The sequence below is a fragment of the Nitrosomonas ureae genome (assembly GCF_900206265.1).
GTDB lineage: Bacteria > Pseudomonadota > Gammaproteobacteria > Burkholderiales > Nitrosomonadaceae > Nitrosomonas > Nitrosomonas ureae_C.
This window is the reverse complement of record NZ_LT907782.1, coordinates 977,195-996,582: the sequence shown is the minus strand read 5'-3', so window position 1 is coordinate 996,582 and position 19,388 is coordinate 977,195. Positions and strand designations below refer to the sequence as shown.

The window sequence follows — 19,388 nt, the reverse complement described above, 5'->3', positions numbered from 1 at the left end:
CCCCCGGTTGTTCCTTAGTCATTAACCACCTGCCGGAGGTCGGTGTTATGTAGGTATTGGTTAACTTCTATTCTTGACTAAGAGCGTATTGGCTACTGTGCTGTCAACAATGGCATCAACTTTCTCTAATGCCTTTCTGCCCAACAGCAATGGTGTTGAGAAACGGGAACGATCAATCAGATTGACCATGATGTTATAGGGTTTGCCATCAAAATGAATTTGTATCTTTACGACAGGACGTGAATGATATTTTTGAGCTTGAGTACCATCAATGGCACGTCTTTTTATTTTTGAATAGCGAACAATCGGTAAATTGTAGTGGAGTGTCTGTTCCAACTCGGGATGAGAGACTTTAAACTTTACATACTCTTCACCTTCTTTCTCATATAACTGAATATCTGTTGCGGATATTGAAGCAGTTTCGGCACCTGTATCCAGCTTTGCCGTCAGCGTAACCTCGTCAGGTGCCAGCGTTACCGGTTCAAGATAGCCATAAACGGATTTATTTGCTGTAACAGGTGTTGCAGTCAGAAAAAGAACTGCACTTATCAGCAGCAGAAAATTAAAATAAAACGGATAGGTTTTTTGTGATTTCATAACAAGTATATTTCTAGTAAAGATTCATTGTTCATTGTTATTTGAGCACACTGTGAGCTCATATTTTGAGCAACGATTTAATAATTATGCAACTACATTGATGCAGATTGTAATGAAGCAGCGCGCAGGAAAAGCAGGCGCTTTTTTAAAAATACCGAAAACTGTGTGAAGTGTCAAACATGCTGACTAACAAGCAGAAATTTGCAAAATTTGTATCTGCATGGCCGGAAGAGGTATAAATTATTGATTTTTATTGTGCTATCAGAGAAAGCTGCATGGGAAAAATCTGCTGCAGTGGGGAAAAGAGTGGATTAATCGATTGCAATCCACTCTTGCGAGCTGAATGCTCAATGAAGAACGGTGATTATTTATGGGAAAGTCTTACGGTTCCGGCGCTGTCCAAATAAGCACCGAGGCGTTTTGCCAGGTAAACTTCCACGTCGCCTGTTGATGTGCTGGTTTTGGTTTCCAAGCCAACGCCACAAGCCCATAACTGTGCATCTAAGATCGCGATGCGGGAATTGTGGTTTTCATTGATTGTTTTAGCTTGAAAATTGGCATAGGTATTGTTTGTTCCTTTAGAAGTATCAACAACGACAGTTCCATCGGGAAGCGTGATCAGAACACGGCCATTCGCTATCAGTGCGGCGACTGTGTTAGCTTCATTAAGTAGTGAGTTGTAAGTAGGCGCACCTGTAACCCCATTCAGTTTGTTTTTGAATTTTGTTACTTGTGCCGGTGTCAATATGGCATTCAGATTTGCGTAGGCAGGTGCGGTTAATTTGGTTAGAACTTGATCCCCGCATGCGGCCATTGCATTGAAACTAACCAACAACAATGCAGCAACTAAAGACAATAAAGACATTTTTTGCATTTTCATGTGAAATCTCCGATGTGTTTTTAAAGTATTGCCAAGCACATTACGAGCACTGAATGTGTTCAATAATGCATCATTCGTATTCGCACACATCACGTATGTGACGAGCGTGATGTATGCGAGGGGTATGCTAGCAAGCGACCATGACATGCCGATGTCAGCAAGATTGCAGTAGCATTAAGTTTGTGAGAATGAGTGGAAATGAGGCATTAAATAATAGGTTGAGTGATCTGAATCAGAAAACCGTTTTCCGGATACATCAGTAATGAGTTTGACAGTCCAGTGGATACTCGGTATTTTGCAGCTAAAGAGGGGGATACTTCATGCTTGTGTGTTTACGCGAAGAATAGTGTCGCGATGCCAGGGTGAGGGGGTCTGAGTTCGTGATAGTGGAATTGATTAATAAGAGAATGTTATGTCTGAAGTAGCCGCTGTAATTCAAAAAAATGATAATACTAATAGTGCCGGGCTGAGCGTGCAGGCTATTAGCGAATTAAATGATCGTTACCGCTCGCTCAATTTTGAGGAACGCCTGCGCAATCTCTATGTTGATTTTCATCCTGAAAAAGTGATGGTGACCTCCTCTTTTGCAGCAACCTCTGCTTATTTCTTGCACATTATTTCCCGTATCCGTCCCGAACAGGTTATTTTTTTTGTAGATACGGGTTTTCATTTTCCGGAAACCTTGTTATATCGCGATTATTTGATCGGGTTATATCATCTTAAAGTCAAGGATCTGAGAGCGGATGCCTATCAGCACTGGTACAGCAAGAAAGAAAAGTTGTATGAGGTGGATCCTGATTTCTGCTGTACGATAAATAAAATTAGCCCGTTGGAAGAAATCAAGCCCAACTATCATGTTTGGGTGTCAAGTTTGATGAGCTGGCAGACGGATCATCGTGCAAGTTTGAGCATTTTTGAAGAACGGCGGGGAATTATTAAATTTAATCCGATGATTGATGTGACTCGCGAAGAACGCGACGCCTATATCCTTGAGCATAAATTACCTTTCCACCCGCTTGTGGCTGAGGGGTATTCCTCGATAGGTTGCACGCATTGCACTGTGAAAGGTGAAGGCCGTTGCGGTCGTTGGGCCGGAAAACCCAAGACCGAGTGTGGCTTGCATCTTTAATTCACCAGCAGATATACAGCTATATCTTTATGGTAAATCTGTACTTTCGATTGTGATCTTAAATTGATCGGTGGCCGTGACCAGAGCTGATTGTATGCCGGGCTCCCATGCCGAATGGCCGGCATCATCAATAATGATATATTCAGCTTGTGGCCAGGCCCGATGCAGATCATCGGCGCTGACGATTGGACAGACCGCATCATAGCGCCCTTGCACAATGATGGCGGGAATGTTGTGCAGTTTATGCACATTTTTCAGCAAAGCGTTTTCCGGTAAAAAAATGTTATGGCTAAAGTAGTGTGCTTCCATGCGTGCCAAACCCAATGCGACAGTATCGCTGGCAAAATAACTGATCGTTGCGGGATTGGGCAACAGGGTGGAGCACGAACCTTCGTAGGTGCTCCAAGTGCGCGCGGCAGGCAAATGTATGGCTGGATCAGGACTCATCAGACGCTGATAGTAAGCCGCAAGAATATCGTTGCGTTCCTCTGTCGATAGCGGTGCGACCAAAACACGCCAAGCTTCGGGAAATAAATTGCGCAGTCCGTAAAGAAACCAGTCGATTTCCTGCTTGCGGCAAAGAAAAATTCCCCGCAAAATAAAGCCCAGGCAGCGTTCTGGATGTGCTTCGCCGTAGGCAATCGCCAGTGTGCTGCCCCAGGAACCTCCAAATACCAACCATCGATCAATTTCCAGATGTTGTCTGAGTAATTCCAGATCGTTAATCAGGTGAGGGGTTGTATTTTCGCGAATTTCACCGAGCGGGGTGGAACGTCCAGCCCCCCTTTGATCATAAATGACAATGCGATAATACGCCGGATCAAAGAAACGCCGGTGCGCCGGGGTTGATCCGGCTCCGGGGCCGCCGTGCAGAAATATTACGGGAATTCCGGCAGGATTTCCGGACTCTTCCCAATACATGGTGTGAATTTCATCCAAGGGTAATCTTCCTTGACCATGAGGCTCGATTTCAGGGTATAATTCAGCAGTTAAATGATTGTCCATAATGTGTAACGAAAATGATTTCTGATGAATGAGTCATGAAATTGAGGGAATAGCGTGACAAACCGCACAGAGTTTAAAGCTTAAATGAATTATGGTTCTGATATATTGCTTGAAAGATTGCATAGGTTGCATACTGTATCAATGTTTTAAGGAATAATATATGCCCAATACTATACTGAAAGGACGGGAAGTTTCCATGTTACGTGAAGAGATGGAGATTTTGATGAATGAGCGTCAATGTTTGCTGGATACCACAGGGGCCGCGGCCATGTTTGTAGCCAAATTGGATAGCGCTGTGTTGCCCGCATCGGCTTGTCAGGCGGCGAAAATTTTATCCAGTTCGCTTAATAGCTTACCGGAAGAAACCTTGCAGGATGCATTGGAAAGAGTGAAGTTAGTATCTGCAGTCCGTGCATGAAAAAAAGCATAATCTAGGCGCACCAAAGGTTGGGCTTGTACTGACCGGAGGAGGGGCGCGTGCAGCTTATCAAGTAGGGGTATTGCGCGCTATTGCGGAATTACTGCCGGATAAGTCGTGTAACCCGTTTCCTGTTATTTGTGGAACATCCGCCGGAGCTATCAATGCTGCCAGCATAGCCGTTGCAGCCAACAATTTTTCTGAAGGTGTGGCACAGTTAGAGGATGTTTGGTCAAATTTTCACGTAGATCAGATTTACCGCTCTGATCTGGTCGGTGTGATTCATAATACTTTGCGCTGCTTGCTATCGTTAATTTCGACTGAATACGGTCAGCATAATCCGATTTCTTTATTAGATAATGCACCGCTGGAAGCGTTGTTAAGGAGCCGTTTTTCTTTTCGCACCATCCAGCACTGCATCCGCTCCGGTTCATTACATGCCTTGGGGTTGACCGCATGGGGCTATACCTCGGGACAGTCGGTTACATTCTATCAAGCGGCAAGAGAAGTTCTGCCTTGGAAAAGAGCGCAGCGGCTGGGGGTTCCGGTTGAAATCGGGGTTGAGCATTTAATGGCTTCTTCGTCGATACCTTTTATTTTTCCAGCCGTGAAATTAAATCGGGAATATTTCGGTGACGGTTCGATGCGTCAGATGGCCCCCATAAGCCCGGCGCTTCATCTGGGTGCCGATAAGGTGTTGATTATCGGTGTACGTAAACCCGTGACTGATGAACCCAAACGTACCAGTGCTACGAGTTATCCCCCTTTTGCGCAGATTGCAGGGCATGCGTTGAACAGTATTTTTGTCGACAGTCTGGATGTTGATCTGGAACGCTTGTTGCGCATTAATGAAACGCTGAAGTTGATTCCCTCTGAAGTATTTAAACAAAACAATATTTCACTGCGTCCGGTTGAAGCAATGATGATTGCGCCCAGCGAAGGTATCAACGAGATTGCACAGAACTACGCTCATACCCTGCCGTGGATCATGCGTTCTCTATATCGCGCTATTGGTGCCATGGGGCCCAATGGATCGACCTTGCTGAGCTATGTGTTATTTGAAGCCCCTTTTTGCCGGCATTTGATTGAATTGGGTTACAGCGATACTTTACAGCAGAAAAACGAGCTGCTGAAGTTTATTGGTGTTGAGGATCAGGCAGGGAAAAATGGTGGTTGAATTTTTTGTGATTTTGATTTGAATTTTAACCGGGAAAGATTAAATGGCGTTTGATAGTCCGCAATTCTGGATTGCTGTTATGCAAATCATCGCAATTGATATCGTGCTGGGAGGCGATAATGCGGTTGTCATCGCGCTTGCTTGCAGGCGCTTGCCGGAACATCAACGCAGACTAGGCATTATGTGGGGTGTTGTCGGTGCTATTGGGTTACGTGTGGTATTGATCTTTTTTGCGCTCAGTTTGCTTGCTATTCCCTATTTAAAAATTGTTGGCGCGGTACTGTTGCTATGGATCGGTATCAAGTTGTTGCAACCGGAACCGGCAGAAGTGCATGAAGTTGATGCCAGTACGACTTTAGTGGGCGCAATTAAAACGATTATTGTGGCCGATGCCGTGATGAGTCTCGACAATGTAATCGCTATCGCGGGTGCGGCTAAGGATAGTATGGGCTTGGTAATTTTTGGCTTGGTCATCAGTGTGCCTATTATTGTGTGGGGAAGTCAGCTGGTGATGCGAGTCATGGATCGTTATCCCGTGACGATTCTGATAGGTGCGGGACTGTTGGGGTGGATCGCGGGCGATATGGCGGTCACCGATGTGGCGACCAAAGATTGGGTCAGTACCCAGGCAAAATATTTGCATTGGATCGCGCCGCCGGTAATGGCTTTGCTGGTGATTATCCTGGGTAAAGTGTTGGCTGCCCGACAGCAGGCCAAGATTGGTCCTGTCATTGATTTGGTTGATGAAGAAAAATCCAACTGATGATTGCTGTAATTAAAAATAAAGGGACTGATCATGCTAAAAATCCTGTTACCTGTTGATGGTTCTGATAATTCCGACAAGACGGTCAGTGAATTTATTCGATTACTGGAGTGGTATAAGGAAAAACCGGAATTGCATTTATTGAACGTGCAATATCCTCTCGATGGCAATGTCTCGCTCTTTATTAATCAATCGGATATCACACAATATCATCAGGAAGAAGGATTAAAAAGCCTGCAATCCGCGCGGGATTTACTGGATCAAGCGGGAATTCCCTACCAGCACCACATTACTATCGGAAATCCGGCTGAAATGATTGTTCGTTTTGCGGTCGAAAAGCAATACGATCAGATTGTTATGGGGCCGCGTGGTAAAGGTGGCATACAAGGTATGTTGCTGGGGTCGGTGACGAACAAAGTGATGCAACTGTCAAACCTTCCCGTATTGCTGGTTAGATAATATTTTTCTGAGGCCACTGCATTGAAACTCAGGGTTCTCGGATGTAGCGGGGGAGTGGGAAGCGGTGCGCATACCACGGCCATGTTATTGGATGATGATGTTCTCATTGATGCCGGAACCGGGGTGGGAAATTTGACCATTGCAGAAATGGTCAAGATTGATCATGTCTTGGTGACGCACGCACACTTGGATCATGTGGCTTTTATTCCTTTTCTGGTGGATACCGTGGGCTCCATGCGTACTCAGCCGATAATCATTCATGCCATACCGGCGACACTGGATATACTGCAAAAACACTTATTTAACTGGTATCTCTGGCCGGATTTTACAAAAATCCCAGTCGCCACCATGCCTTATATGCGCTATGAGGCTCTGGCATTAGATCAAACCCTTTGCCTCAATCAGCGAAAAATCACCCCATTGCCTGTGCATCATACTATCCCGGCTGTGGGCTATCAGCTTGATTCCGGGCAAGCCAGCCTGGTATTCACCGGTGACACTACGACTAATGATGCATTATGGATAGCCGTTAATAAAATTGAAAATCTGAAATATTTAATTATTGAATCGGCTTTCTGCAATCGGAAGCGGGACATCGCTCAAAGATCCCGGCATTATTGTCCCAGCTTGCTGGCAGAAGACCTGAAGAAACTGGAACGAACGGCGGAGATATTTATCACGCATTTAAAACCCGGCGAGGCTGAAATAACGATGCAGGAAATCAATCAGTGTATGGAAAGTTATCGTCCTCGCCAGCTTGAAAATAATCAATTACTTGAATTTTAGGATGTGATGCCATGAATGCAACTGTATTAACGCCTCATCAGCCGAAAGATACCTCTCATACCTCTGAGGGATCGGATGCGATTGCGAATTTCCGTAAAGTTGTCGGCAAGATAAATGCTGCCACTAATTTAGACGAAATTATGGCGGAAGTCAGTAAAGATATCTGTGCGCTATTTAATGCGGAACGATTAACGATTTATTCATTGAGTGTGGATAAATCATGTTTTGTGACACGGGTTAAAACAGGCCTTGATTCGTTTCAGGATTTGCAAATGCCGGTAACGGAAAAAAGTATTGTCGGTTTTGCCGGATTGCACAAGAAAGTGGTCAATATTGAGGATGTTTACAATAAATCCGAGTTAAAAAAAATTAATGCAGCTCTTACTTTCTCCAACGATGTCGACAAACGTACCGGTTATCGAACCAAACAAATGCTGGCGGTGCCGATCTTAAATCCGAATAACCAAGACCTGTTAGGCGTGGTTCAGGTCATTAACAGCAATAATAATGAGCCTTTCTCAGCTGCGACAGTGAAGAAGGCCATTGAAATCTGCCAAGCGCTGGCGATTGCGTTTAATCAGCGGCAACAACCGGTGCGCCTGCTTAAATCAAAATATGACTATCTGATTTCCGACGCGGTGATTTCCGCCGCGGAACTTGATCTGGCAACACGTTCGGCACGAAAAAAAGGCTGCGATTTAGAAGATGTGCTGGCGGATGAGTTTCAGATTGCCTTGCCGCTCATCGGTAAGGCACTGGCTTTGTTTTTTGGCGTCAAGTACGAATCTTTTCGGGCTGATCGGGTCAAGCCGATGGATTTGCTGAAGAATATCAAAAAAGATTATGTTGAAAGTAATGCCTTGCTACCCATTGATGAAACCAAAGAAGGCGTGGTGGTTTTAACGCTCGATCCGGAGCAGATCAAATCGCAGCGTATTGCAAATACGATTTTTCCCAAGCACAGGATTATTTATGCGGTGACTACCAAGCGTGAATTCACGGCGACGGTAGAGCAGTTTTATGGCAGCAGTCAGGACGAGGCGGGGGCCGGTGATATCAATGAAATGCTTTTCAATCTTGGAGACGAGCATGTTGAGGAGAGCTCCAACGACATAGAGGAATCTTCAGCCGCATCGGATAATGAACTGGTCAAACTGGTGAATAAAATCATTACCGATGCCTACAAGATGGGGGTGTCCGATATTCATATCGAACCTTTTTCGGGCAAGGAAAAAACCAAAATCCGTTTCCGCAAGGATGGTTCATTGATGCCCTATATCGAGATTCCGGCCAGTTATCGTAATCCGCTGGTGACACGGATCAAGATCATGTGCGATCTGGATATTTCGGAGAAGCGCAGGCCTCAGGATGGCAAGATCAAATTCAGAAAATTTGCGCCACTGGATATTGAATTGCGGGTTGCGACCATTCCTTCGGCAGGTGGGGTGGAAGATGTAGTAATGCGTATTCTGGCCGCTGGAGAGCCGATCCCGTTGGATAAAATGGGATTCACCGAGCGTAACCTGGAGGAGCTGAAAAAAATTGTCAGCAAACCTTATGGGTTATTTTTTGTCTGCGGCCCCACAGGTTCGGGTAAAACCACCACGCTGCACTCGGTGCTTAAATATCTCAATCGCGACGATACCAAAATCTGGACCGCGGAGGATCCGGTGGAGATCACGCAGAAAGGCTTGAGGCAGGTACAGATTAACGTCAAAGCCGGGCTGACTTTTCCGGCGATCATGCGCTCGTTCCTGCGCGCGGATCCCGATATCATCATGGTGGGTGAGATGCGCGACAAGGAAACCACCAGCATCGGCATTGAAGCCTCGCTCACGGGGCACTTGGTTTTAGCCACGTTGCATACTAACAGCGCGCCGGAATCGGTGATTCGTTTGTTGGATATGGGGATGGACCCGTTCAATTTTTCCGATGCATTGCTGGGCGTGCTGGCGCAGCGGTTGACCAAGCGCTTGTGCAAATGCAAGGAATCGTATGTGGCCGGCGAACGGGAAATCAATGCGCTGTTAAACGAATACTGCGAAGAACTCAGGAATATCGATCATTTCAAAGCCGATCCCGAAGCCGCCATGCAAGAAATCCGTCAACAATGGATCGAACGGTACGGCGATGAAAGCGGGCGGATCATGCTGCATAAACCGGTCGGTTGCGATCTGTGCAATAACACCGGTTTTTCCGGCCGGGTGGGATTGCATGAACTGATGACCGCCACTGATGCATTGAAGAAGAACATCCAGGAACGCGCGCGCGTGGCTGAAATGCTGGTGACGGCGTTAGGCGAAGGCATGCGCACGCTGAAGCAGGATGGCATCGAAAAGGTTTTGCAAGGCGTGACGGATATTCATCAAGTGCGGATAGTGTGCATCAAGTAACTGATTCGAGTGAATGTGACGTAAATGGTCACATTTTGACGTAATGGGTTGCAGAAGCTGGACTCGTAAATAAGTCAAAAATAAATAGCGGTTTTATACCTGAAGGGATGGCCGGTTTTCCTATCCTTTCTTAAAGGATATTGGGTCTTGAGGAATGCTGGATGTTCTAAGACAGAAATGAAAAAAGCGCAATCCCTAAAGGGCATTGCGCCTTAACAAGTTGCTTGGATATTAGCAAATAGGGCCACCAGTAGACGCTGAAGTTTTACAACCACCTCCAGCGACCCATGATACTCCACCTGTTCCAGTTATAGTAGGTTGGAGTGTATAAGTATCACCCGCAGCTATTCCATTTGCAGCAACGGGAATAGCTGTAATTAATCCATTACCTCCTACTGCTACAGAAGTTACCGCGCCTGAAGCGCCTGCGTCATTTGGTACATCAGTGTTAGCACGGGCACCTGTTGCTGGGACTTGGATGGCGCCGGCAACAACACAAGCACCAGTTTGTACACACAATTCAACTGCAGTTTTGAATGGAGCCGTTGCATTAGTGACTTCAGTAAACCGCGCTTTTAAAGTATAAGTTTGATAAGCAGGTACGGCCACTGCAGCCAGAATACCGATAATAGCGACAACGATCATCAATTCAATCAATGTAAAACCTTTTTGTGTATGTTGCATTTGTTGTTCTCCTTTAAGTTGATTAGGGCACACAGTGTGTGTGATGCTTCATAAGCAGAAATCGTGCCAGAAATTTTTATTTAAGATCATTCTAGCAAAATAAATATCCATGTATCGGTTTGCCATTACCCTCCGATTCATGGATCGTGCATAAGAGTGTGATCGATTTTAGCCGGGTGGGTTTGATTGCTGACCAAAAACTTCTTCCCATAACGCCAGAACGGCCGTGCGATCGTCTTTCAAATGACTGCCGTCGACCCGGGCAAATTTCTGTGTTTGTCCGTCGTTCGGCGCGTTACCGGTCATGTCCGCGTCATCATTTAACCTCAGGCGATGTTGAATGCGGCGGAATTCCCGGTACGCCGAGCGTACTTGCTCCGCGGTGTTGGTCGAGATCAGGCCGAGTTCCCCGGCCAGTTTTAATAACGCAATGTTGCCGATATTACCAGTAAGTTGCGGATATTGGCAGGCATAACCCAGAACCAGATATTGCACGATGAATTCAACATCGATGATACCGCCGCGGTCATGCTTGATATCGAACAGGGCAGTGGGGTTGGGATGAACGTCCCGCATTTTCTCGCGCATTTTCAGAATCTCTTGTTTGAGTTGGGTTACATTGCGTGCTTTGCACAGAATTTCTTTGCGGGTGTTTTCAAATACTTTCCCGGCGTGTGGGTCGCCCACTACGAAACGTGCTCGGGTCAATGCCTGATGCTCCCATACCCAGGCTTGTTCATGCTGGTATTGCGCGAAAGCTTCCATCGAGCTGACCAGCAAACCGGTTGCACCATTCGGGCGCAAGCGCAGATCGGTTTCATACAGTAAGCCGGCCGATGTGTGGCGGGTAAGCCAGGCATTGATGCTTTGCCCCAGTTTGGTATAAATTTCCGCCGCATCGGGATGATCATCCTGATACAAAAATATCATATCAAGATCGGAAGCATAGCCCAGTTCTTTCCCACCCAATTTGCCATAGCCGATAATCGCAAATGCCGGCGTCTCCCGATGGCGTTTTTTTAAACCCGCCCAGGCCAGCTTCAATATGTTGTCCAGAATCAAATCGGCCAATGCGGTCAGATGATCGCTCAGCGTTTCGAGTAGTAGCGAACCTTCCAGATCGGTGACCAATAGCCGGAACACTTGCGCATGCTGAAAATGCCGCAAGACATCCATTTGCCATTCGATTACGTCATTTTTGGGATTATTGACGTGATTCAATTGATATACAAGATCGCGATTGAGTGCTGTCCAGTCCGGCGCCGGGTGCGGCACATTGTGACGCAATAACTCATCCATTAAAATCGGGTGACGTCCCAGATAGTCGCTGGCCCATTGGCTGATACTGGCTAGTTCCGCAACCCGTTGCAGGGTATGAGGATGCTCCAGCAGCAGTGCTAAGTAAGAAGTTTGCGCGCTGATCTTCTCGAGCAGCCGCAGCATGCGCTCGAGCGTAATTTCAACCGGCGGGAGCTTGGCCACGGCTTCAATCAACAAGGGAACCAGGGTATTGATCTGCTGACGGTTAAATTCAGGCAATTGATGATAAAAGGTACTGTGATAAAACAGTCGGAGCCGTTCGGATACTTTTTCCGGCTCGGTGAATCCCATTGTGCTCAATTGCGATGCAGCAGCTTCGGTTTGAGAGGTATCTTGTGCCTTGGTTTGCCACAAATAAGCCAGTGTGTCGTGTGTGCGCGATTTTTTGGGAGCGGCAAAAATGAGCTCAAAGTGACGCGTTACGTCTCTTCGATGAATATCCAATTGGTGCATAAAGTCGACATAATTCCGGAAACCCATGCTGCTTGCGATTAACTGCTGATCGTCCGGGTTCAATGGCAATGTTTGCGTTTGCTGATCATCCAGGTATTGCAGGCGGTGCTCCAGTTTGCGCAGGAAGTGATAAGCCTGAATGAGTTCTGTCACAGCTTGCTCCGGCAGTTGCTGCTTTTTTTTCAGGCGTTGCAAAACGCTGAGGGTGGGTCGGATGCACAGATCGACATCGCGGCCGCCGCGAATTAATTGGAAAACCTGCGTGATGAATTCTATTTCCCGAATGCCGCCAGGCCCCAGTTTGATATTGTCGTGCATTTCGCGGCGCTCGACTTCCTTGCGCAATTGCGCATGTAGACTTCGCATCGCTGCATACGCGTTAAAATCCAGATATTTGCGGAATACAAAAGGTCTGACTATTTTTTCCATCAGGGTCGATTGGGTTTCGGCATCCGCATCGCCTGCAATGATCCGGCCTTTGATCCAGGCGTGACGTTCCCATTCCCTTCCCTGTTTAATGAAATATTCTTCCAGCATGGGGAAACTGATGGCCAACGGACTGTTTTCACCATGCGGGCGCAAACGCATGTCGACCCGGAATACATACCCGTCTACGGTAAAATCATTCAGACTGGCGATCAGTTTGCGTCCCAGGCGGGCGAAGAATTCATGGTTCGAAATCGATTTGGCGCCATCGGTTTCACCCTCTTCCGGATAGACAAAGATTAAATCAACATCGGAGGATACGTTGAGTTCGCCCCCTCCCAATTTGCCCATGGCGACAACTAATAGGTGTTGAATGCTATGACTATGTTCGCCTCGCGGTAACCCGAAGCGATCGGGTTGTGTCATCCAGTTTTCATGATACTGAAGCGCGGAATTGATCGTGACTTCGGCAAGCTCGGTCATGCAGCGCATGACTTCATATAAATCGGCCTGGCCGTTAATGTCGCGAATAAATAAACGCAGCAGGGTTTGTTTGCGTAAGTTGCGCAGTACGCTGTGTAAAGTTTGCTCATCCGTGATATGTTTGGCGTAAGAAGCAAGGAATGTTTGCATCTCAACTTTTTGGAGAGGAAATTGAAGGGTTTTCAGTAATATATTTTTTTGCGCAGGTTCGCTTTCCAACAGGCGCTGCGCATAGCGACTGAAGGGTAGTGCTGCGGCTAGCGCCGCGTCTGGGGAGTGATCGGTGGTGTCCATTGTTGAACGGTTAATTCTTCACTGTGATCCAATCTGCTAATACCAGGTTAAGCAAAATCAAAATACAACGTTGTCAGAGTAAATGCTAGAATTCTGCATAATAATATGAATCCATGATTTTATATGGAATAATTAAGAAAAAAGAAAAAGAAGAGGTGCTTGATAAAAACGAGAATCCAATAGCACAATCTACCGATACTTCGTATATTGCTGCGGATTCAAATAATCAAAGCGATTTACCACAGAAAAGTACATGGCTTAACAACGATCTATGAAGGAAAATGAGAAACACCAGGGGTTCCGTGTGGCCGCGATTCAAATGGCCTCGGGCCCAAGCGTGACCGCGAATTTGGAAGAAGCGGCGCGTCTGATAGAGGATGCCGTTTCACAACAGGCCAAACTGGTTGTATTGCCCGAGTATTTTTGTATCATGGGGATGAAAGATACGGATAAGTTGGCGATTCGGGAGCAGCCAGGGGATGGGCAGATCCAGAAATTTCTCAGTGATACGGCAAAACGTTTGGGAATATGGTTGGTGGGGGGGTCGGTGCCATTGGCATCACCGGATCCAGACAAAGTTTATAATAGCTGCCTGGTTTATGCGGATAGTGGAGAGCAGGTTGCGCGTTACGACAAGATTCATTTGTTCGGGTTGCAATTGGGGCAAGAACATTATGCCGAGGAAAAAACCATTAAAGCCGGAGACAAAGTGGTGACTGTAGAGTCGCCTTTTGGACGTATCGGTCTATCGATATGCTACGATTTGCGGTTCCCGGAGCTGTTTCGCCTTATGAGAAATGTTGATATTATCCTTGCGCCTGCGGCGTTTACCGCAATTACCGGAAAAGCGCATTGGGAAGTATTGGTGCGTGCACGGGCGGTTGAAAATATGGCCTATGTGATTGCGCCCGGGCAGGGAGGTTATCACGTGAGTGGACGTGAAACCAATGGAGATAGCATGATCGTTGATCCTTGGGGGGTGGTGATGGAACGTTTGCCACGTGGTTCTGGAGCGGTAGTGGCGACAATTGATCCGGATTACCAGACCAGTTTGCGGGCAAATTTGCCAGCGCTGGATCATCGAACTTTACAGCCTTGTTAAATTAAAGTGCTTTCTTTGTGTACTGAATCAGCCTTATTCGGCTGGCGCATGCTCTATTGAGCAACATAAACGGAATATAATGACCATTGAATCTATGACAGAATCCACAGAGTTTGTTGCAATTGCAGATCGTTGCTTATTGACGCCCTATGATATTGATACTGCAGGATTGCAGCGCGTGTTGGGTCAAATACTCACGCATAAGATTGATTATGCTGATTTATACTTTCAATATAGCCGCTCGGAAGGTTGGATGCTGGAAGAAGGTATCGTTAAGTCAGGCAGCTTCAATATTGAACAAGGTGTTGGAGTTCGTGCGATCAGCGGAGAAAAAACCGGCTTTGCTTATTCCGATGATATCAGTATGCCAGCACTGATTTCGGCGGCGCAGGCAACGCGTGCCATTGCTGATCAGGGTGCCATGCATTCCGTGCAGATAGCAAAACATAATGGCGTAATGGATCGGCAAACTCAGTTGTATTTGCCTGACGATCCGATAGCAAGTCTTAAGGATGCGGAAAAAGTAGCGTTGTTGGAAAAAATTGAACGCTATACGCGACAGCTTGATCGCAGGGTTACTCAAGTAGTCGCATCGCTCGCCGGTGAATATGAGGTTATATTGGTAACCCGAAGCGATGGATTGCTTGCCGCTGATGTGAGACCGCTGGTCAGATTGTCTTTGCAGGTGATTGCCGAGGAAAATGGTCGTCGTGAGCAAGGCGTTGCTGGCGGTGGTGGGCGCTTCAATTACGCTTATTTTACCGATGAAATTTTGCAGGACTATGCACAAAAAGCTGTGCATCAGGCAATCGTCAATCTTGACGCCCGTCCGGCGCCTGCCGGCACCATGACGGTCGTCTTGGGCAGTGGTTGGCCTGGGATATTGCTGCACGAAGCAATTGGCCATGGCCTGGAAGGGGATTTTAATCGCAAGGGTAGTTCCGCTTTCTCAGGGCGAATTGGTGAGCGTGTCGCAGCACCCGGAGTCACGGTAGTCGATGATGGAACAATTCCACGCAGGCGAGGATCATTAAATATTGATGATGAGGGTAATCCAACCCAATGTACTGTATTGATAGAGGATGGCATACTTAAGGGCTATCTGCAGGATAGTTTGAATGCCCGATTGATGGATTCTCCGGTGACCGGCAATGGTCGGCGTGAATCTTTCGCACATATCCCCATGCCACGTATGACCAATACGTATATGCTTAATGGCGACAAGGATCCGGCAGAAATAATAGCTTCAGTGAAACACGGTCTATATGCTGCCAATTTTGGTGGTGGACAAGTCGATATTACCAGCGGAAAATTTGTTTTTTCCGCTGCGGAAGCTTATATGATCGAAGACGGAAAAATTACCTATCCGGTTAAGGGGGCAACTCTGATCGGTAATGGACCTGACGTACTGACGAGAGTGTCGATGATTGGTAATGATATGCTATTGGACCCAGGGGTGGGGACCTGTGGTAAAGAAGGCCAGAGCGTTCCGGTGGGCGTTGGACAGCCTACACTACGGATTGATGGGCTGACAGTGGGTGGTACAGGTGTTTGACGGCACGATATGAAACTTTGCTGTTGAAATATTTTTAACTTGTTGAATTAACAGTGGGATGCAAAAAGCATGAGTGCGGAATTGACCGGTGCTGAAATTACCATACGGTGTTTGCAGGAAGAGGGTGTAAAGTGTATTTTCGGTTATCCTGGCGGGGCTGTATTATTTATTTATGATGAATTGTTTAAACAGGATAAGGTGCGGCATATTTTGGTGCGCCACGAGCAGGCAGCGATACATGCGGCGGATGGTTATGCACGTTCCAGCAATAAAGTGGGGGTTGCGCTGGTGACTTCCGGCCCCGGTGTAACCAATGCAGTGACTGGTATTGCCACGGCCTATATGGATTCGATACCGATGGTAGTAATCAGCGGTCAGGTACCGACTAACGCTATTGGTTTGGATGCGTTTCAGGAAGTGGATACTGTTGGGATTACACGGCCTTGTGTCAAACATAATTTTCTGGTGAAAGATATCACAGAGCTGGCGCATACGATTAAGAAAGCGTTTTACATTGCATCGACAGGTCGTCCGGGCCCCGTATTGGTGGATATTCCGAAGGATGTTTCGCAGCAAAAGACCAAATTTGTATATCCTGACAAAGTATCAATGCGTTCTTATAATCCTGTAACGAAAGGGCATGCCAAGCAGATTAAAAAAGCTGTCGAACTGATTCTCAGTGCCAAGCGTCCAGTGGTTTATGCGGGTGGCGGGGTAATATTAAGTGATGCTGCGCCGCAATTGACCGAGATGACGCAAATGCTGAATTTTCCTTGTACCAATACGCTGATGGGATTGGGAGGATATCCTGCAACTGATAAGCAATCATTGGGTATGCTAGGGATGCATGGTACCTATGAAGCGAACATGGCGATGCAATATTGTGATGTCCTGATAGCTGTGGGTGCGCGATTTGATGATCGCGTCATTGGTAATCCCAAGCACTTTTTTAACGAAAACAGGAAAATTATTCATATTGATATTGATCCATCATCAATTTCAAAACGCGTAAGAGTAGATATACCCATTGTTGGCGATGTTTTGGATGTGCTCAAGGAATTAATCAAGCTACTTAAAACTGAGAAAGATAAACCGGATCATGTTGCGCTGAAGGAATGGTGGAAACAGATTGATTTATGGCGTGAGCGGGATTGCTTGAAATTTGATCGCAAGAGCAAGATTATCAAGCCACAAATGGTGATTGAGAAATTATTCGAGATTACCAAAGGCGATGCATTTATAACCTCAGATGTCGGCCAGCACCAAATGTGGGCAGCGCAGTTTTATAAATTTGACAAACCTCGACGTTGGATCAATTCCGGTGGACTGGGTACGATGGGATTTGGCATGCCTGCCGCAATGGGGGTGCAATTGGCAAATCCGAATGGGAAAGTAGCTTGTGTTACCGGCGAAGCGAGTATCCAGATGTGCATTCAGGAGTTATCGACCTGCAAGCAATATAAATTGCCGCTGAAAATTATCAATCTGAATAATCGTTACATGGGAATGGTCAGGCAGTGGCAAGAATTTTTTCACGGGAATCGATATGCAGAATCGTACATGAATGCGTTGCCTGATTTTATAAAACTGGCTGAAAGTTATGGACATATCGGAATGAAAATCGAAAAACCGGAAGATGTCGGAGATGCTTTGAAAGAGTCATTTAAGCTTAAAGATCAGTTAGTGTTTATGGATTTTATTACGGATCAATCTGAAAATGTTTTTCCCATGGTGCCAGGTGGTAAGGGGCTCTCTGAAATGATTCTGGTATAGAAAATAAATGCGACATATTATTTCATTATTGATGGAAAACGAGGCGGGCGCTTTGTCTCGTGTAGCAGGTCTGTTTTCAGCGCGTGGCTATAATATTGAATCGCTTTCAGTTGCACCCACTGAAGATCCAACTTTATCACGAATGACCCTCGTAACCGTTGGATCGGATGAAGTCGTGGAGCAAGTGACCAAGCAATTGAATAAACTGATCGAAGTGGTAAAAATTATAGATTTGAGTGATGGAAATCATATCGAGCGCGAGCTGATGCTGGTGAAAGTGCGTGCAGTTGATGCGGAACGTGAAGAGATTAAACGGTTAGCTGAAATTTTTCGTGGCTCTATTATCGATGTTACGGATAGATCTTATACTATTGAACTAACTGGCACCAGCGAGAAATTGGATGCATTTCTTGAAGCTATTGAATCCAGTGCAGTACTCGAAACCGTGCGAACCGGTGCTTCCGGTATAGGGCGCGGAGAATGGATTTTAAAGGTATAATCCGCAATTGCCAATTTGCGCGGATCTCAAGGTTAGTAATCCAGAGTATTCAATTCATTAAGAAGTTTTCTCTATTGCTCTCCGGTTTTACCCTAATTTTGTTAAAAGGAAAATAATGAAAGTTTATTACGATAAAGACGCCGATTTATCTCTTATAAAAGGAAAAAAAGTAACCATATTGGGCTATGGTTCACAGGGGCATGCCCATGCCAATAATCTGAGTGAGTCAGGGGTTAAAGTTACCGTAGGTTTGCGCAAGGGCGGAGGCTCCTGGAGTAAGGCGGAAAAAGCGGGCTTAAAAGTTAAGGAAGTTGCTGATGCGGTTAAGAATGCAGATGTTGTGATGGTCTTATTGCCCGATGAGGAAATTGGTCCGGTATATAAAAAGGAAATTGAACCGGGGTTGAAAAAAAACGCAACTTTGGCTTTTGCACATGGTTTTAATGTTCATTATGGGCAGGTAACGCCACGTGAAGATCTGGATGTCATTATGATTGCGCCAAAGGGGCCTGGTCATTTAGTGCGTTCAACTTACTTGCAGGGAGGTGGCGTACCGACATTGATAGCGGTGCATCAGAACAAATCAGGTAAAGCGCGTGATCTGGCCTTATCCTATGCAGCTGCCAATGGAGGTACGCGCGGGGGTGTGATAGAAACTAATTTCCGAGAAGAAACTGAAACGGATTTGTTTGGTGAACAAGTTGTGTTATGTGGAGGTTTGACTGCGCTGATTCAAGCTGGTTTTGAAACACTGGTGGAAGCCGGATATGCTCCAGAGATGGCTTATTTCGAATGTTTACATGAAGTTAAACTGATTGTTGATCTGATTTATGAAGGTGGTATTGCAAATATGCGTTATTCCATTTCCAACAATGCTGAATATGGCGACGTATCCCGTGGGCCACGTATAATAACTGACGAAACGCGTACCGAAATGCGGAAGATATTGCATCAGATTCAGACCGGTGAATATGCAAAGGAATTTATTCTCGAGAATCAGGCAGGTGCACCGGTACTTAAATCAAGTCGCCGTATTGCATCCGAGCATCCCATTGAACAGGTGGGTGCTAAGTTGCGCGATATGATGCCCTGGATCAAAAAGAATAAACTGGTTGATCAAGGCAAAAATTAACTAATAATTTCATTATTAGAATTCTGGTTTTTTTATTTACGGAGCTATTGTAGTAATTTA

The 19,388-nt window shown here is 46.1% G+C and carries 18 protein-coding genes; 13 read left to right on the top strand and 5 right to left on the bottom strand.

Annotation, left to right across the window (positions count from 1 at the left end; all coding sequences use genetic code 11):
* Positions 1 to 60: 60 nt before the first annotated feature.
* Together CPG39_RS04555 and CPG39_RS04550 are read right to left on the bottom strand one after the other, a co-directional pair.
* The gene (locus CPG39_RS04555; protein WP_096292255.1) at positions 61 to 597 is read right to left on the bottom strand and encodes an ATP-dependent zinc protease; all 537 of its coding nucleotides are present in this window, start codon (positions 595 to 597) and stop codon (positions 61 to 63) included.
* 364 nt (positions 598 to 961) lie between these two features.
* Positions 962 to 1,477, bottom strand: a complete 516-nt coding sequence (locus tag CPG39_RS04550; protein WP_096292254.1) for a hypothetical protein — start codon at positions 1,475 to 1,477, stop codon at positions 962 to 964.
* Positions 1,478 to 1,889: 412 nt separating this feature from the next.
* Between CPG39_RS04550 and CPG39_RS04545 the strand changes: the two genes are divergently transcribed.
* Positions 1,890 to 2,606: a phosphoadenylyl-sulfate reductase gene (locus CPG39_RS04545; protein WP_096292253.1), complete on the top strand. Its 717-nt coding sequence runs from the start codon at positions 1,890 to 1,892 to the stop codon at positions 2,604 to 2,606.
* A 27-nt stretch (positions 2,607 to 2,633) separates the two neighbouring features.
* On the opposite strand, the gene pip is transcribed toward CPG39_RS04545, so the two are convergent.
* Positions 2,634 to 3,611 carry a prolyl aminopeptidase gene (pip, locus tag CPG39_RS04540; RefSeq protein WP_096292252.1) on the bottom strand — a complete coding sequence of 326 codons (978 nt, stop codon included), beginning with the start codon at positions 3,609 to 3,611 and terminating at the stop codon, positions 2,634 to 2,636.
* 160 nt (positions 3,612 to 3,771) lie between these two features.
* On the opposite strand from pip, the gene CPG39_RS04535 reads away from it, so the two are divergent.
* From CPG39_RS04535 to CPG39_RS04510, 6 genes are read left to right on the top strand one after another with little or no spacing between them, the layout of a single operon-like run.
* Entirely contained in the window at positions 3,772 to 4,029 is a 258-nt protein-coding gene (locus tag CPG39_RS04535) for a hypothetical protein (RefSeq protein WP_096292251.1), read from the top strand.
* Complete coding sequence (locus tag CPG39_RS04530; RefSeq protein ID WP_096292250.1) at positions 4,022 to 5,206, top strand: patatin-like phospholipase family protein; 1,185 nt, start codon at positions 4,022 to 4,024, stop codon at positions 5,204 to 5,206. Before CPG39_RS04535 ends, CPG39_RS04530 begins: the two co-directional genes overlap by 8 nt.
* Before the next feature lie 43 nt (positions 5,207 to 5,249).
* Complete coding sequence (locus tag CPG39_RS04525) at positions 5,250 to 5,969, top strand: TerC family protein (RefSeq protein WP_096292249.1); 720 nt, start codon at positions 5,250 to 5,252, stop codon at positions 5,967 to 5,969.
* Positions 5,970 to 6,002: 33 nt separating this feature from the next.
* The gene (locus tag CPG39_RS04520) at positions 6,003 to 6,428 is read left to right on the top strand and encodes a universal stress protein (protein WP_096292248.1); all 426 of its coding nucleotides are present in this window, start codon (positions 6,003 to 6,005) and stop codon (positions 6,426 to 6,428) included.
* A 21-nt stretch (positions 6,429 to 6,449) separates the two neighbouring features.
* A complete protein-coding gene (locus CPG39_RS04515) occupies positions 6,450 to 7,214 on the top strand; it encodes a 3',5'-cyclic-nucleotide phosphodiesterase (RefSeq protein ID WP_096292247.1) in 765 nt (254 codons plus the stop codon).
* 11 nt (positions 7,215 to 7,225) lie between these two features.
* Entirely contained in the window at positions 7,226 to 9,607 is a 2,382-nt protein-coding gene (locus tag CPG39_RS04510; RefSeq protein ID WP_096292246.1) for a GspE/PulE family protein, read from the top strand.
* A 231-nt stretch (positions 9,608 to 9,838) separates the two neighbouring features.
* Here the strand turns inward: CPG39_RS04510 and CPG39_RS04505 are convergent, their stop codons facing one another.
* The gene (locus tag CPG39_RS04505) at positions 9,839 to 10,291 is read right to left on the bottom strand and encodes a pilin (protein WP_096292245.1); all 453 of its coding nucleotides are present in this window, start codon (positions 10,289 to 10,291) and stop codon (positions 9,839 to 9,841) included.
* A gap of 168 nt (positions 10,292 to 10,459) precedes the next feature.
* The gene (gene glnE / locus CPG39_RS04500; RefSeq protein ID WP_096292244.1) at positions 10,460 to 13,267 is read right to left on the bottom strand and encodes a bifunctional [glutamate--ammonia ligase]-adenylyl-L-tyrosine phosphorylase/[glutamate--ammonia-ligase] adenylyltransferase; all 2,808 of its coding nucleotides are present in this window, start codon (positions 13,265 to 13,267) and stop codon (positions 10,460 to 10,462) included.
* Positions 13,268 to 13,380: 113 nt separating this feature from the next.
* On the opposite strand from glnE, the gene CPG39_RS14470 reads away from it, so the two are divergent.
* The 6 genes from CPG39_RS14470 (at position 13,381) to ilvC (ending at position 19,328) form a co-directional block, all read left to right on the top strand.
* A complete protein-coding gene (locus CPG39_RS14470; RefSeq protein WP_172424080.1) occupies positions 13,381 to 13,542 on the top strand; it encodes a hypothetical protein in 162 nt (53 codons plus the stop codon).
* Entirely contained in the window at positions 13,539 to 14,369 is an 831-nt protein-coding gene (locus tag CPG39_RS04495) for a carbon-nitrogen hydrolase family protein (RefSeq protein ID WP_013648030.1), read from the top strand. Before CPG39_RS14470 ends, CPG39_RS04495 begins: the two co-directional genes overlap by 4 nt.
* A gap of 79 nt (positions 14,370 to 14,448) precedes the next feature.
* Positions 14,449 to 15,924, top strand: coding sequence for a metalloprotease TldD (gene tldD / locus CPG39_RS04490; RefSeq protein WP_096292243.1), 1,476 nt, complete (start codon positions 14,449 to 14,451; stop codon positions 15,922 to 15,924).
* Between the two features lie 69 nt (positions 15,925 to 15,993).
* Entirely contained in the window at positions 15,994 to 17,697 is a 1,704-nt protein-coding gene (locus tag CPG39_RS04485; protein WP_096292242.1) for an acetolactate synthase 3 catalytic subunit, read from the top strand.
* 7 nt (positions 17,698 to 17,704) lie between these two features.
* The gene (gene ilvN / locus CPG39_RS04480; RefSeq protein ID WP_013648027.1) at positions 17,705 to 18,196 is read left to right on the top strand and encodes an acetolactate synthase small subunit; all 492 of its coding nucleotides are present in this window, start codon (positions 17,705 to 17,707) and stop codon (positions 18,194 to 18,196) included.
* A gap of 115 nt (positions 18,197 to 18,311) precedes the next feature.
* A complete protein-coding gene (gene ilvC, locus CPG39_RS04475; RefSeq protein ID WP_096292241.1) occupies positions 18,312 to 19,328 on the top strand; it encodes a ketol-acid reductoisomerase in 1,017 nt (338 codons plus the stop codon).
* Positions 19,329 to 19,388: the final 60 nt, after the last annotated feature.